The organism is Pseudoxanthomonas sacheonensis, assembly GCF_010093305.1.
Classification (GTDB): Bacteria; Pseudomonadota; Gammaproteobacteria; order Xanthomonadales; family Xanthomonadaceae; genus Pseudoxanthomonas_A; species Pseudoxanthomonas_A sacheonensis.
The window spans coordinates 120,959-136,290 of the sequence record NZ_PDWS01000004.1 but is presented as its reverse complement, the minus strand read 5'-3'; the positions used below and the strand labels follow the sequence as shown (position 1 = coordinate 136,290).

General features: G+C 58.1%; 8 protein-coding genes. 3 read left to right on the top strand and 5 right to left on the bottom strand.

The window, feature by feature from the left end:
- Positions 1-606: 606 nt before the first annotated feature.
- Both CSC73_RS05780 and CSC73_RS05775 read right to left on the bottom strand, forming a co-directional pair.
- Positions 607-7,779 (bottom strand): FG-GAP-like repeat-containing protein, encoded by a 7,173-nt coding sequence (locus tag CSC73_RS05780; RefSeq protein ID WP_163839463.1) that lies wholly within the window; start codon positions 7,777-7,779, stop codon positions 607-609.
- A gap of 393 nt (positions 7,780-8,172) precedes the next feature.
- On the bottom strand, positions 8,173-9,291 hold the full coding sequence (locus CSC73_RS05775) for a hypothetical protein (protein WP_163839462.1): 1,119 nt from the start codon (positions 9,289-9,291) through the stop codon (positions 8,173-8,175).
- Positions 9,292-9,653: 362 nt separating this feature from the next.
- Here CSC73_RS05775 and CSC73_RS05770 point away from each other — a divergent pair, with 362 nt between their 5' ends.
- The 3 genes from CSC73_RS05770 to CSC73_RS05760 all read left to right on the top strand — a co-directional run bounded on the left by CSC73_RS05770 (position 9,654) and on the right by CSC73_RS05760 (position 13,339).
- Positions 9,654-11,117 (top strand): hypothetical protein, encoded by a 1,464-nt coding sequence (locus tag CSC73_RS05770; protein ID WP_211840823.1) that lies wholly within the window; start codon positions 9,654-9,656, stop codon positions 11,115-11,117.
- A gap of 639 nt (positions 11,118-11,756) precedes the next feature.
- A complete protein-coding gene (locus tag CSC73_RS05765; RefSeq protein WP_163839461.1) occupies positions 11,757-11,957 on the top strand; it encodes a YegP family protein in 201 nt (66 codons plus the stop codon).
- A 272-nt stretch (positions 11,958-12,229) separates the two neighbouring features.
- On the top strand, positions 12,230-13,339 hold the full coding sequence (locus tag CSC73_RS05760; protein ID WP_163839460.1) for an IS3 family transposase: 1,110 nt from the start codon (positions 12,230-12,232) through the stop codon (positions 13,337-13,339).
- A gap of 134 nt (positions 13,340-13,473) precedes the next feature.
- On the opposite strand, the gene CSC73_RS05755 is transcribed toward CSC73_RS05760, so the two are convergent.
- The 3 genes from CSC73_RS05755 to CSC73_RS05745 all read right to left on the bottom strand — a co-directional run bounded on the left by CSC73_RS05755 (position 13,474) and on the right by CSC73_RS05745 (position 14,765).
- The gene (locus CSC73_RS05755; RefSeq protein WP_163839459.1) at positions 13,474-13,680 is read right to left on the bottom strand and encodes an ATP-binding protein; all 207 of its coding nucleotides are present in this window, start codon (positions 13,678-13,680) and stop codon (positions 13,474-13,476) included.
- A 188-nt stretch (positions 13,681-13,868) separates the two neighbouring features.
- Positions 13,869-14,168, bottom strand: a complete 300-nt coding sequence (locus tag CSC73_RS05750) for a hypothetical protein (RefSeq protein ID WP_163839458.1) — start codon at positions 14,166-14,168, stop codon at positions 13,869-13,871.
- Between the two features lie 72 nt (positions 14,169-14,240).
- Positions 14,241-14,765 (bottom strand): hypothetical protein, encoded by a 525-nt coding sequence (locus CSC73_RS05745; RefSeq protein ID WP_163839457.1) that lies wholly within the window; start codon positions 14,763-14,765, stop codon positions 14,241-14,243.
- Between the last annotated feature and the right edge of the window lie 567 nt (positions 14,766-15,332).

Sequence of the window (15,332 nt, the reverse complement as noted above, 5' to 3'; positions counted from 1 at the left end):
TCCCCGGCACGAGATGACCTACCGCGCGAATAACTCAAATGCTACGACAGCCCAAAAAGGGGTGGCTGCAACTACAAGCCACCGATTGACTTTCCTATGCATTGCGCATCCCACTAATGAGAAAGGCTGATGCAGCTAACCTGGTCTGCGGTTCTCAAACTTTAGAACGAAAAGATTGACCACACCCCAAGCAATCATTAGCGGGCCGTATAGATAATAGTTCCACTCGTAGAGATGGAATGGTCTGTAAGTAATGTAGACCAGGATTGACTCAATTATTTCGATAGATGCGATTCCGAATATACAAATGCAGACAACCAATCGCGCCTTCCATTTATCTCTCCATAGAGGGAGCATGGCAATCAGAAGCGATGCTGTGAGCACAAAAACGATCGCGCTTACTATGACTACACGCATAGGCCAGTCATAGCTTTGTCCAGTCAAGGCTTCTCCTCTAAGGCCTAACAGAACGACGGCCGAGGCCAAGAAATATCTCGCCAGTATCGCCAAGTTTCCGACAAGAGCCAATGCCGCCAGCCACTTTTTGGTGGTCGATTTTGGTTTGAGTAAATTCGTCTGCATTGATCACCTCAAAGAATTTTCAATTTACTTGCTATTTGGATTCATTGCGCTAGGTCCGTAATAAAGGTCTTGGTAGGTTGGAATACCTTGTGCAGTCATGCCCTGCATTTGACGAACCACGAAATAGCTCTTCGACCAGTATCTATTGTTTGCGAGGCTTTGATCTCCTGAGGAAGGTCCGAGCCCCGAAGAGCCGGGGCCACAGAAAGCATTGCAGAAATCAAACGGGTGTGTGTGATAGACAACCCTGATGTTCCATTCCGCAGGATTCAATCCTGCTGCAAAAAACTTCCCTTTTAGCGTACTCGGATCCATTGCGATCGACTTGTAACCAAATGACATTGGGTTCCATGACCATTTTGCTTCCAGCTGCAAAAAACGCATCTGCGTCGCTTCAAGGTTCTCAACACCGAGGAATCCGTATTCTCTCCTTGAATTTCCTTTGAAAGAACTATCCCAGTATGAGTCCATACGAGCGTCAATTTCTGGGTACTTCTCGCGAAGCAGGTTAAATCCTTCTGGGGCTTCTGTTTCATATGAGCCAAATTCATTATTGCCTGAGGCATTTAGTTCTTCTGCGCGATTGGTTTTCGACATCGCTCCTTGGATAGCTCCGCTGATCGCTCCGTTAGCAAACTTCCCGCCCGTGGCCTTTGAAATCGACCCGCCGACGATGGCTCCTACCGCAGTCCGAGCATAGTCATTATTAATGAAGCCCACCTGCGGCATGAAGGCCGTCGTCAATCCGGCGGACAGAAACCCATTGCCGAAGTCGCCGCCATTCATGCCTTCTACGATGCCGCCACTCAGTCCTTGCGCAAACATCTGTGCATAGATGTTCGCACCTTGAAAAGCAACTCCGACACCCATTGTTAGCCCTGCCGCAAAGGCCCCTTGCACCCCGCCTTTCAGCGTCCCGGTGCCCACATACCCAGCCGCAAATCCACCAGCAATCGCCACCCCGAACGCGGCCGCGTACATGCCCTGGGTGATGTAGTACTGGCCGAATATTGCAGCAACTGCCCCAATGACGAGCGCCAATCCCTGCCTGAGACTGATATTCCCGCTGGGGTCGGTATACGCCAATGGATTGTTGAAGCAATAGGTGTAGGCATTCCAACTCTGCGCGTTATCCGGTGTCTGAATCACCGGATCGGGCTGCAGGAATCTGCCCAGGTACTGATCGTAGATGCGCCCGTTCATGTGGATCAGGCCCACGCTGTCGAGCATCTCGTGTCCGGTGAACCCGCGCGGCGTCAGGCTGGGCGGCGTACCGTTGGCGGCTTGGGTATCGGTGTTCCGACGCCCGCCGAATGCCAGGAAATCCATGCTGCTCACCACGGCACCGGCGGCATTGGCGATACGCACCAGGCTGCCCAGCTGGTCATGGAACAGGTAATAGTTGGTGGCCGTGGTTCCCACCACCGTCTGCAGCATGACGCCGGCGATGGTGCGCCGTGTCGTCACGACAGCGCCATCGGTAACGATCTCCACATTGCCCAGGTATAGCGTCTTCTTCGCTCCGTCCTCGCTCTTGTAGCGCGCCCCGTCCGCGCCGTACCAGAACCGCATGCGCTCGCCGGTGTCTTTGGTGATCTCGTGGGCCTGGTTGGCCGCGGTGTACTTGAGCACCCAATCGTTGCCCGCCACCGGCCCGTCGCGCTGGATCATGTTGCCATTGGCATCGTAGTACTGGTTGAGGGTCGTGGCGTCCACCAGCGCCGTAACCTGACCCGGACCCAAGGTCCCCGTGCCGCCGGAGCCTTGCGTACTGTTGGCCCCGCCCAATCCGCAACCGGCGCGACCAGCATAGGTGTAGTCGCGGCTGGCCCAGCCATGAGTGTCGCGATGGCAGATGTTGCCCAACTGGTCGTACTCATAATTCTGCATCAGCTGATTGACGGGCACACCGTCCTGCTGTGCCAGATAGGTAGTGCGCAGCCGATTCAGACTGTCGTAGGTAAAGGTCTCGACATAGCGCGTTTCCTTGCTATGCGTACTGAGATTGCCCGCCAGATCCCATCCGTACCCTTCCTTCACCAAGTTGCAGCCCGCGCTGGTACCGCCGCAAATCTCGGCCACCTTGCCATTCTGGGCGTAGTAAGTTCGGTTGACCTCCAGCGCCGCGCTGTTGCCGCGCCGTTCCTTGGTGACATGGCCCCACTCGTCCGTGGTCAACGTGGCGACGTAAGTGTTGGCATCCGCAGGACACGTGGGTGCGGTGTCGGTCTCTATGCTGTTGCAAACCGCGCGTACGAAACCGCGAGCGTCGTACTCGGTCTTGACCCAGCGTCCACTTGCGTCCTGGCCGCGATAGGCGCGGCCCAACTCGTCGTAATGCGTGAAGGTGGCGTAGGCAACCCCATCGATCGTGGTGGCGGTGGTCAGGCCACGACCCATCGCGTCGTAGGTAGCACTACGGGTGTAGCCCAAGGCCAAGGCGCTTTGTCCGCTCCATGCGGCATACGTGCCGGTGATGCTTTCACTGGCCAGCTGGCCAGCACCATTGGTAGCGGTGTCGAAAGTGAAAGTGGACTGGGTCTCGATGGTGCCGCCGGCGGTCTTCACCGTTCGCCGCCAGACCCGGCCGCGGGCGTCGTACTCGTTCTCGGTACGTTGTCCTTTGGCGTCGATCTGCACGATCACTTCGCCCAGCGCGTTGTACTGGAAAGTGCTCAGGCCGCTGTCAGGGTCCTGCTGGGAAGTCTTGCGGCCCAGTACGTCATAGCCGAAATAGTTGCCGACCGTTCCGCGCCCGGCATCGCGCAAGACGCTGCCAAGCGTGCCGTCGGCAAAATAGTTGTAATACGTGGCCAGCCCGGTGGCATCGACGACCTTGGTCAATTCCCCTTTGCCGTTGCGGAAACTATTGGTCAAATTTCCACGGGGATCCCTGGCACCTGTCGTCAGGTTGCTATAGGCGTTAGTGACCGCCGCGGTGCCGTTAGGGTCCGGTGTTTCCACCCGGGTAGGGCGTCCCAGCAAATCGTACGTGGTGGTGGTCCAGAGCCGGGAGGCTGAGGTGCAGACCGCATCCAACCCGGTGGGCCCATCGGTTCCGCCCGTGCCGGCCAGGAAGAACGGATTGGAGGCTTTGATGGGCTTGCCGGTAACGTCATAGGCCGTGCAGGTTGCGGCTACGTCCTTGCCGATGACGTTGGTGTTGAAAGTCTCAACCGCCTTCATCACCGGTCGCCCCAGGACGTCGAGGTAAGTCCATTGGCGAGGGGATCCCAAGGTAACGACCTGCTGCCTGACCTTCGCCCCTTGCGGGCAATTCACCTGGCTGCCGCACCAGCGATAGGTGGTGAGCGATGTCATGCCCCCGTTGCCCGGGGTAGCGTTGGGACTGGTCTGCGCCCACCCGTAATAGTCACGCCCCAACAGGCCCTTGACCGCAAAGGTGCGTACGTTGTTGACGTCGAGGACGTTGACCGCGTCGCCGAAAATATTGCGTTCCACCACGCGACTGGTCGTAAGTTCCACCGTGCCCGTTCCATTCCAGAACGGCTCTATCGTGGTTACCGGGAACCGTCCTTGCGCGTCGTACTCGACGCGCGAGTAACGCTTCACCGCGTTCAATGCAGCGGGATGGAACTGGAAGCCTGTGGTGCTACAGGAGGTTGCCGGCGCACCGCAGATCACTGACTGCACGCGATTGCCATATTGATCGAGTGTGTAAGTCTTGGTGAGTGCCTGGTCCGCACTGCCACCAGGCTGGGTTCGCTCTTCCGACAACAATCCCGTCGCTGCGCCGCCCATGCTGTAGCTGAAGCCCGTGGTGCGCACGACATCAGGTTGGCTAGGCCTACGGTGAGTGATCGTGCTCGCAGTCAGGCGACCCAGGCGCCATTTGGCCACATCGTCGGTGTAAGTATTGGCGGTGATGACCGTAACAGCTGCAGCACTTTCGGTACCGTTGAAGGTGTCGACCCTGGTCTGGCTGACATTGCCATAACTGCCATAAGTGAAAGCGGTGCTGACCTTGCTGGTCTGAGATCCAGTGAAGGGATCGCGTAACGATTCTTCCGTGCCAAGGGTGCGCACGTTCAAGGGTGTCTGTGTCGCTAAACTGGCGGGAGCGACCTCCCAAATTTGGACACCGTTTGAGAAGACACTGCCACCCAGGCTCGGGAAGCCTTGTCCCGGGGTCGCATAGCAGGCATTGGTGATGGCGCTGCTGAGGCAGGTTGGCACCAGGTAGGCCTGATTCAAAACCGCAGCTTTGATGGTTTGAGTAGGCACGCCCACGAATGGGAAGTTCTGGGCATAAGTGGTCGTGGTAACAACATGGCCACCCGATTGATTGGGATCGATAGTGATCATTTCGCGGAAGCCCAGAAAGCCCCGGCCACCCGCCTGCACGCGCGCGCCAGCGTAACGGTAGTGCAAGGTCGCCTTGGCGCTAGGCGCTCCAAGCTGCGGTGAACTACTGGAGACACGGGCCACGGCATAGCTGGGCGCCAGCAGGTCCAGTACGGGAGCACCACGGCCCCAGTTCAAGCCATTGCGCGAGCCGGTGTCACGACGATAAAGGTCTTTGTTGGTCAGCGGTGCATAAGTGATGTCGGTTTCCGAACCCAGGCCGTTGACCACTTTTACCAGCGTATCGCGCGGCTCGAATCGACTGTTGGAGCGGGAGACGTAAAGCGCCGGATTGTTTTCCATCCTGATCGACATCAGATCAAGATTTCCATCCGCATCGAAGTCGGAGAAGATCGGCACGTATAGATCTTCATTGCAACTTCCCGTACAAAGACGGGCATTGCCTCCCAGAATTGGCGTTGTCGTTGCTGCGTAGCCTCCTGTACTGAGGGCATAGCGCACCGCGTAGACTTTGTTGCCACCGCTGTCTGTAAGCATCAGCGCGTCGGCTCGACCGTCACCATTGATATCTTGGAAGCGGGTCTGCTCCCGGTAATCGGTCTGAGTCAATGTTCCACCGGAGATAAAGCCGGTACCCCTGTTGAGCTGGTAAACCCAATCGCTGTTGGTGGTAGCGCGATAGAACACGTCCGATAGACCGTCGCCATTGGCATCTGCAAACGTAATGGTCTCTGGATTGCCGGGCGACACTACGCCATACGACTTCAAAGCCACACCGTTGACGCCTAACGACTGGACCGATAGTGCGTGCAACCTGTTGGTAATCGTAGTTACGACGCAAGAGTCAGCCGCGACGCTTTCCGCTGCGGCCGTCGAAGAATCTTCTTGTATAACGTAGGGCAATACAGCCAACGATGGCTGATCCGTGGATTGAGCCTGCGGAGGCGCTATTGGCTCAATCGGACAACCAGGTGTGCCGTAGTTGTATTGGGTGATCGTCGTGGTGACTTGGATCAGCAGGTCCGAAGTGGCATCACCATTGAAGTCCGTCAACTGGGCGAAATTCGTCTTCGGAGTGGGGGCGCCGGCAACGGCGTAGGAACAATCGTCGCCGGGATCTTGCTGGGCACATCCGTCCAGCGAGGCTTGATCGATGGCGATAGTTTTCTCGATACCCCAGCCGAAACCAGCCCCCTGCCGTTCCATGATGCGAGCGCGCAGCGTGCCGCCGTTCGGGTAGACCACATCGGTCAACCCATCGCCGTTGAGGTCGGCCAGCTGAACCTGGTCGTTCTTGTCAGGGTAAGAGGGAATGATCGACGACAGGCCGGCAATCAGGTTCTGACTGCTATCGAATCCGGACCCATTGGAAGGAAACAACCGCCAGCCCTGCCATTCGGGGCCGGCCACAAACAAGTCGTCCCTGCCGTCGCCGTTGTAGTCGAACAGGTGCCAGGCACCTTCCCCACGGTTGGTAATGAAAGCGGGTAAACACAGCGTGCTGCCGCCCGCGAAAGCGGGTCGGTTCGCGCTATCGAGCACGCTCAGGGCCGTGACGATGAAGTTGGTGGCGCAGTTGCTTGAGCCGCCCCGCAGGTACACTAGATCCGAACGCCCATCCCCGTCCAGATCCCCATATTTGAAACCAGCGAAGCTAGAAACGTCCAGAGGCAGATTGGCTGGCGTCTCTTGGGTGGCGAACTCGTATTTGCCCTGGCTCCAGACAAAGGACGTAGGCGATGCACACACTGCGGCCGTGTTGTCCCTGCACTCCTGCAGGCCAATCAGCGTATCGAAGTTGCTGCCAGAAACACTGACTGCATAGGTGAGCAAGTAATGCCGCACTTGCTCTTGGACGGTGCAGCTCAAAGTGGCGCACGAAGTGATGCTTGAGAGGCTGCGGCTTTGGGTGAAAGTGCCGCCGGAGGCATAGCCCTTGCTCCACTTTGCGGCAGGCCGAGCCACATAGTTGAACACCACCTTGGCGTAAGGCGCCGCAGCGCTACCCGACTGGCCGCTGAGCACCGTCTTACCGGTGTAGCGGACTTCGCTAATCAGGTGCTCGCCCGTGCCGGCACCGGCCGGGTTCTCCAAATAAAAGTAGTCAATGTAGTTGCCGGTAGAATCCTGGAACCGGGTCTGTGCCCAGGTGAGGGCCGCGGCGGGATTGAGGGTCGAATTGGTCTCGAAGTAGCCGTCGGGGCGATTGGAGGCATTGTTGTTGTCCCGGTCGCCATACCAGCTGGTCGAACCATCCTTGCGCTCGACGGTAAAAAAGCTGGGTCCACCCGTGGCACTGCCCGCTGTATAAGCGCACACACGTGCAAACGAATCGACCTCGGTCGCCAAGGCGGCGGCCGTCATGCCGCTGGCGGCGGGGCAGGTGGCACTGGAAGGAATGAGTCGCTGGCCATCCAGACAGAAGCGGTCGCTGGCCGAAAAGTTGATCGGAGTCGGATTGCCATCCGGTGTGGACGCGCCGATGAAGTCACCCGCTTCCCGCGTCGCGCGGCATCGGGAAATCGAGGACAACCCGCCGATGGCCCACCCTTTACCCACTGGGCCATCACCATTTTGACTGGAATAGCTCAAGGTCAGCTGCGGCACCACCCCGGCGGTGCCCGGCACGGCATAGAGGGGGATCGAATACGCTGCCGCACCCGACTCATCCACCCGAAACTCAGCGGCCGTAGCGGAGACCGCGTCGGAAAGTGGATCAGCTGCCACCAGTAACTGGGGCGGGCTGCCACCTGTTGACTGAGCGAGGACATCGGTGACCAGTGCGCCGACAGGTGCAATCAGAATCGCTATAACCAGCAGGAAAAGGGCGGCGGCAGAATAGGAAATCCGCGAAGAGGATGTATCGGGCATAGCGGAACTCCCTTCCCGCATCGCTACGCAGCCACAACCGCGGAATCGACGCGCATTGGCTAAATCAATTCTGCAATTCCCTTAGTGTCTGGCGTTGAGCTGCCGGTCCCCACCGGTGTCGCAGTTCTTCTTCCCCACTGGGCTTACCAGTGAAGAGCACGCTTAGTATCGGTCTGCCTTATTAGCCGTGCAACCACGGCGGAAATGTGAGATCTGGCAGTATCCGCATGAAGTTTCTAGGTATTGAGCCTGGTGTGAATTATTTACAGTCATGGTGTGAATTATTTACATATGTCGCAAAAGTGAGCAGGACAACCTCCATGGGGCCGATCACAAAGGCCAGCGGAACGCTGGTATTCACCAGCGTTCCTAGCGTTTTGAGTGGAGCCGGCGTCAAATGCGATCACTTTGGGCATTGATGCGGGCGAATAGCTGCTCGGCCGTCTGGCGCGCAACGGCATCGGCACCGCTCGAAAGCGGGTTCAAGTCGATGCCCTCGTCGCCGCCGACATAGGCAGGTCCTCCTGCGTCATCGTCGTAAGGTGTGCCATCCTCGTTGATAGCTTCGTACCGGTCCTGGCTCAGGTCGCGCTGCAGTAGGCGGGACAGGTGCATCCACACCCATGCCTTCCCGTTTGGCTCGTCATGGTCGAGGATCAACTCGCGCATTGCGCCGATGTGGCCTTCCTGCGCGGCGACCGTTAGCCAGTAGCGTACCTTCTCTCCATCCCCGTGCTCACCAGCGATCTCGACCATGCTCATCGGATCCATTTCATCCGACGGCGCTCGTTCGAGAACTGCGGGGTCGCCGTAGCGTTCGGCCGTTTCCATTAGTGCACGAATGTCGCCGCCCCGAGCCGCGGCCAGCAGGTGATGGCGGTGCTTTTCTTCCATGCGCAGTCCGTTGGACTCGATATCTACGAAGCTCACGAACGGGCTCGTCCACATACCCTCGCGTTTTACTTGCCTCCTCACTCGTTCCTCTTCGTCGCCAAACAGCATCGCCTCGGACTCGAGCAGCTTCGCAATGGCCAAGTGCGCCGCCGGCACCCCGCGCTGGGCCGCCGCCTCTAAGCTTCCCAGCAGCAATCGCTGGTGTTCGAAGTTGAGGCCCGAGGCCCCGTGTGTGGGCTCGACTACGTGTATCCATACCCACTCGTGCCAGTCGGGGTCATCTTGATGACCTTCGACCGCCGCGATCAGCGCTTCGAACCGCACCGGTGCATAGCCGGCGTCGTGCAGAAGAAGGGGCAGTCCTTCTACGACTCGTTCACCCTCGTCCGCAGAAAGACCGAGCTCTCGGCAGCGGATCCGTATGGCGCCTGGGTCGGGATCAATACCCGTGAGGCTAAAAGGCACATCGCACCAGGTCGCGTCGTGCTGGAACGCGGCGTGGGTGGGATAGCTCACCGCGGCGGCGAGCAGCTCGTGGACATGGCTGCGCTTGAGTGACGTGACGCCGCGTGCCTGGAGGAACGCGTGCGTACGGTAGGCTTGTTCTTTGATGGTCATGACTCGTCCTCGATGGCCAAGCCGATCCGGGTCAGGCGCACACGTTTAAATCCCCGGCAGCCGGGCCAGAAGTCGAATCGATTTAGGGATCAGGCCTGTTTTTGCTCGTGTGCAAGCAGGGCGGGCGCCGCGACCAGTCTATCCCCAGTGGCAGTCGATTCCAACCACCGTGGTCCGCTCCATGCCTTGGATTCAACCAAGCGACACGAGTTCCAGGGTACAAATGTCAGTGGAGCATAACGTTCGGCTCCGATTCCCCGGTTACCAATTCCCGAGCGGCCAGAAACCGCACGGTTGGCAGAGGGCTCGGTAGTTCAAGTATCGTGCGATTTTGTGGACAGTAGATAAGGAATGGACATCCAATGGGTCAGGCCAGGATAAAAGGGAGGACGCGCGAGGAGCGCGTCGCGACCGTGCTAGCGGTACACCATGTCAAGCCGCTCTCACAAGAGCGGTTCAATGCGTTCGTGGCATGGGCTCGTTCGCCAATCGTCGCGTTCGTCGGGAAGGAAGTGGAGTACTTTTCAGACTTGGACGAGCGCGTGCTCGGAGTCGTCGTCCGAGACGTCACGGATGGGGACTTCGGCTACGTCATTCTCGGTCGGGACGAGAAGCAGCGCTTTCGGGCCATCGAAACGAATGCCAGCCTGACGCACGGCGTGGCCCGGGCGGCCCTGCTCGCGCGCCTCAAGGCCCACCATAATGAAGGCACGGTGCAGTTCTCCCAGGATGATGAGGACGGCGATAACGCGGGGATTGACCTGTTCACGCCCTCGGCGCCCCTAGGAAAGCTCCACCCGTCGTTCGACCATGTGCGCCAAAGTGACCATTTTCTTCCGGCACGGTCGATCATGACCGAGATGATGCGTCATGTCGTCGATGTCGACGGAAACTTCGTCGAGCAGTTCCAGACCGCCGGTTTTGACGCACGGGTCTGGGAACTCTACCTCTACGCGGCACTGCTGGAGTTAGGACTCTTCGTCAGCAAGCCCGAGCCGGCACCCGACTTCCTGGTGTCCGATGGGTTGGCGAAAGTGTTCATCGAGGCCGTGACCGTCAATTCGTCCGGCGGCGAACCGCCTTTGCGTCCCGCGGACCTGCCGATCAAGCGGCTTCCGGAGGAAATCCACCGGCTCAACCAGACCAAGATCCCCATCAAATATGGGAGTGCGCTCTGGTCCAAGCTCAAGCGCAAGAAGCCATACTGGACCCTGCCCGACGTACAGGGGCATCCCTTGGTCTTCGCGATCGCCGACTTTCACGAGAAGCAGTCGATGCTATGGACGTCGAGCGGGCTGTTCAACTACCTCTACGGCCTTTCGCACGATTTCCGGCGGGATGAAAACGGGCAGCTCATCATTTCTGCCGAGCAGTTCGAGGTTCATGAGTACGAAGGAAAGAAGATTCCTTCCGGTTTCTTCTTCCAGCCGGATGCGGAAAACATCAGTGCCGTGCTCTTTTCCGCAACCGGCACAATGTCAAAGTTCAACCGCATGGGTCGCCTCGCCGGCTTCGGCCACGCTGATCAGCGTATGCTGCGCATCGGGTACAAGCACAAGCATGACGACAACGCGGCATTTCCAGAACCATTCTGCATCGAGATCGCCCCAGGCGAAGCGCACGAGAGTTGGGCAGAAGGACTCTCGATGTTTCACAACCCGCGGGCATTGCATCCTGTCGATCCGCGGATGTTCCCTGGTGTCGCACATCACTTCTTCGAGAATGGGAAGATCGTGAGCATTCTGCCGGAGTTCCACCCCTATAGCTCCACGACCTTCAACCTGCTTCCCGATCGGGGCCAGGCCGTGAACACTCACGCTGGCTAGCGGAACCTGTCATTGTATCAAATGCTTCGTGGCATGAATCCGGAGCAATGGTTGGATCGACAAGTTCCGAACGAATGCCACCTTGGGAACGTAGACCCATCCGTTCGGGCCTGCTATCGATCAGCCTGTGTCGGCTTCCGGCCAGAAGCGGATATTCTCAGTTACTGTTCTTGGGACGATGGCTGGGCCCAACCAGAGACTGCGCCCACGCCTCTCTCTCAAAAAGAATCCTAACCACTGAGATTGAAATAAGGCCTTTCTCGCCGCCTCTCCTTCCACCAATCCTTCCGGCGCCCCCTGCGGCGCGCTACATCGCAACTCGATGTCTAAGCCGCGCTCACTGTGAATTATTTACGTTGTGATTTGCAGATTCAGGTACGCAGAATAGATGAACGGTGAACGCCGCAGTCCATTCGGTTAGGAGTAAGGGAATTCCTACCTCTTCTGGCGCTATCCACTGACTGTGGTGACGTAGCCGTTACGGCACCCTATCTCTGCCCCCGGAAGCATGCCCCTGCGTTGACAAGAATTGTCGCTCTGCAGAAGGAAAATGGTCCCGCCTTGAGCAAGCGGTTAGCTGGGCCGGGGGTAGCTTTTCGATCTCAGTCTGATCCTTTGCTTACTAACTTGGTGAACCTCATGTACTTCAATCTTTACAAAGATGTGAAAGGCGAGTGGCGTTGGCAATTGGTAGCAGCAAATCACAAGGACATTGTCGCTGACTCGGCGGAAGGTTATAAGAACCGTGCAGACGCTGTGAATGGCATCAACCTGGTTAGGGCGACAGCAAAGACGACTCGGGTTTTTGATCGCGCAAAAAATGACTGGGCGGTGGACTAGCCTAGGAATTGTGTGAAGCCATGGAAGCTGAGTTCTTCGTGATCATGCCGGCCATGCATGGCTGGGACCTCTACCAGGTTCGCCAGGCGGGATGACGCCCTGGAAGCCGCTGAGGTGATGGCCGGCGCCCGCCACGATGCTGCTGGCGTGACAACCGCGGTCGTGGTCGAGATGCGTAACAGGGATGCTGCATTGGTCAGCGTCTACGCCTGACTGGGCCCCGCGAACCACAGCTAGGGCTACTCTCATATCCCCACGCGGGAGCCAAGCCCATGAAATCGATGTCTTCCCTAAAGATTGCGAGACTGCTCCGCGATCATGAGGACGGCATCAGCTTAAAAGAAATCGCGCGAAGGTATGGAATCACGATAGGTCACATTGGGTTTCTGACCAGGCAATACTCGGGCCTCGATGCCAGGTGGATTGAAACGATTCGACGGCTCGAACACCAACTCACGATCATGACCAGCCGTGTCGAGAAGCTGAGCAGCTATATCGATATCTCCAGACAGGTCATCAAGCGCATGCAGCCGGCCCAGCGGCCTCGCTCGGTCATGGCCGCGACCCTCCGTGCAAACTTCGGCATTCCTCACATCGCCGCCAACAGAATCGTTGGCCTTTCCCCTTCCGCTGGCAGCGGCAAGGTGGCTGCCACGGCCGACGCCAACCTTATCGCAGACATGAAGCGATACTTCGAACAGAATCCTGGCCAAGGATTTCATAAGGTCTTCAATGCCATCTTGAAGGATCAGCCCAATAGCAGGAAGGCCTGCTGGTTGACGTATAAAGCTGCCAAACTGGAACTGCCGGGCCGCGGTGGCAAGAGCGCTCCCAAGCTTCCGACCCCCGCTCGTGTTCGCAAGCACATGCAGGCGCAAACCGCCCCCAACGACATGTGGTCGATGGACTTCATGGCAGACGGGCTGTTCAGGGGAAAGCGCTACTGGATTCTGAACATCATTGACGACTTCAATCGGGAAGCGCTGCTCACTCATCCTGTGGTTAGGCAAACAACCAGCGTAGTAGTTCGCTGTCTGGAAAGGCTGCATTCGTCTGGTCGAGTCCCCAAGGCTATACGGACCGACAACGGAAGTGTATTCAAAGCCTCCGAGTACGTCGCTTGGATGAAAAGAATAGGCGCTCAGCGGGTTTATGGCCGGCCCTATGTCAGTGCCGACAACAGCCTAATAGAGAGATTCAATGGAACTCTGCGAAAAGAAGTCTTGGATCGCTATGAGCTACACAACATGATTGAAGTTAGCCGCATGCTTGAAGACTGGAGAACGAGGTATAACTTGTCGAGGCCGCATTACTCCCTCGGTGGACTTTCCCCATTGCAGTACTCTGCGCTCGTTAAACCTGAGTTGGCGATGCAAATGTAATGTTTCAGCCAACCGCCCCGACACATGCCCGCTTTCGGCCAGTAGCTGACACTCCGAAATCAGCAGACGCGACCGCAAACCTGGCGTGCGGGGTACGACCCGGAACGTGCATCTCCCCGACCCAAAGCGAACACCTACGCTTTACCGGGGGCGGCCGGCTTGGGATTTACACGCAGCGGCACGGGCAACCATATCTCGACGCTGAAGCCATGGCCGTCGAGCCCGGCACCGCAGCGCAGCCGTCCACCATGCGAAACGACCACGTACTCGACAAGCGACAGACCCATGCCTATGCCCTGCGTGCGATGACCAACACCGGCGCGGTAGAAACGCTCGAACACCTACTGGCGCTCCCCGTCGGTGTGTTACCAGGCCGGACGAGAGATTGATAATGCGCCCGCCAGCGGATATGCGGGCCAGTGCGGACTGCACCATGAAGAGCGGAGCACGAGCATGGACCGAGAAATGGTGTTCCAGCTGTCCGGCGTTGCATCGGTGAGACCGCTCAGCCTCTATTGCCCGCATCGCTCTAATCTCTCTGCACGGGTACTTTTTGTGTGCTGGAGTGTTCATCCTCGCCTTTGTGTGCTTCGCAAACTGCGTCTATGGCGCACTGATGCTTATCGCCGCCCGAGAACTCACCAGTTTCGCATTGGCAAGATTCATATTTTTTTACTTTTCCCGTTTCGCATTGCCTAGCTGCATTGGCTTTGGCATTGGCGCATGCGGCCACCTCGCTCTTACCAGTCGAGACCGCATTGACAGTTTCCGCCCAGGCCACATGTGAAGCGCAGCAGCCGAGGGCCAATAGGGCATATTTTGCAATCATGATCAGACCTCACAAATGGAATCGATTAAGGGAAGGGCATTGCCAATCTCCCGCGCATACCAAAGCATCCATCTATGTCTTACGACGCAACCCTTGCTTGAGGTAGACAGCCACGTTAAGCACAAGCCAATCCAACTCGCTAAGCGTTTCCCACTTCTTGCGGTCATTCAGCGCGGCCTCCAGCGCCGCTGACTCGGGGAAGATGTCAGCTTGCAGATTAGCTGAGCCACGGTCCCAGCTCGTCTCGGCACCACGCCAGAAGTAGTCCCGAATAGGTCCTTCCAGCGAGTCCAAGGCGTACACAATGCTGGCATGAAGCTTCGGCTCGTTGCCCTGCGCATCAAGCATGTGGAATAGCGGGTGGTTGGCCCAGTAGGTGACCGCGCGATCCGGCAGACTGCAAGCGATGCGGGCCACGAGCTGCTTGCGAGGCGCACTTCCTTTCAGCAGGCTGCGCAGCTCTCCCCGCACCGACAGTTTGCTTTGCCTATCTCCTCGCGTCGAAAGCGTGCTTGGCTTGCGCCTGAGCAATTCGGCTTCCAGCTTCAATGGGTCCCAGATGCCGGTCGCCAAGGCTGCCTCGGCGTAGGTAGCCAAGGCCACGGAACGTCGCAGGGACGCCCCCCAGAGCGCCTTGTTTGCCAGATCCGTCGGCACGGCGATAGGCGCTACCACAGGCAGATTCACAAGGGGATAAAAAGAGCGAGCAGGGTTTTTCAGAGAGCTACCGGCAGGCTCGCCTTACTATTCGGGAGATTAAAGAATACCGCCTACCCGTGACCAAAGCCGATTTCGCCTACGAAGAGCGCGCCCAATCCCTTGAGCGCTGGTTGCTAACCGAGTTCGGCCCGGTTCTGAGTGGGGCCAACTTGCGGAAGTTGCTGGGGTATCCCTCCAGCGATGCCTTCCGGCAGTCCCTGCATCGACATGGGCCAGCGGTAGCGCTGTTCATGCAACCAGGGAAGCGGGGATGGTGTGCCAGCACGCGAGAGGTGGCGCACTGGATTGCGAGATCGGAAACGACTTGCCCGGTGGGCCTGCCGCCGGGTCAACCTGCCGCAAGGCCTTCGAAACAGGAGTGACCCATGAAATAAGCCCGAACGCTGTGTCTTAAACCCCGGGCCAGAAACGCAGAAAGCCAGACTTTCGTCTGGCCTTCTGGAG

Coding starts and splice junctions, on each gene's coding strand:
- CSC73_RS05770 (WP_211840823.1), top strand. CDS start 9,654: ATGGGTCAGGCCAGGATAAAAGGGAGGACGCGCGAGGAGCGCGTCGCG.
- CSC73_RS05750 (WP_163839458.1), bottom strand. CDS start 14,168: ATGATTGCAAAATATGCCCTATTGGCCCTCGGCTGCTGCGCTTCACAT.
- CSC73_RS05780 (WP_163839463.1), bottom strand. CDS start 7,779: ATGCCCGATACATCCTCTTCGCGGATTTCCTATTCTGCCGCCGCCCTT.
- CSC73_RS05765 (WP_163839461.1), top strand. CDS start 11,757: ATGTACTTCAATCTTTACAAAGATGTGAAAGGCGAGTGGCGTTGGCAA.
- CSC73_RS05760 (WP_163839460.1), top strand. CDS start 12,230: ATGAAATCGATGTCTTCCCTAAAGATTGCGAGACTGCTCCGCGATCAT.
- CSC73_RS05775 (WP_163839462.1), bottom strand. CDS start 9,291: ATGACCATCAAAGAACAAGCCTACCGTACGCACGCGTTCCTCCAGGCA.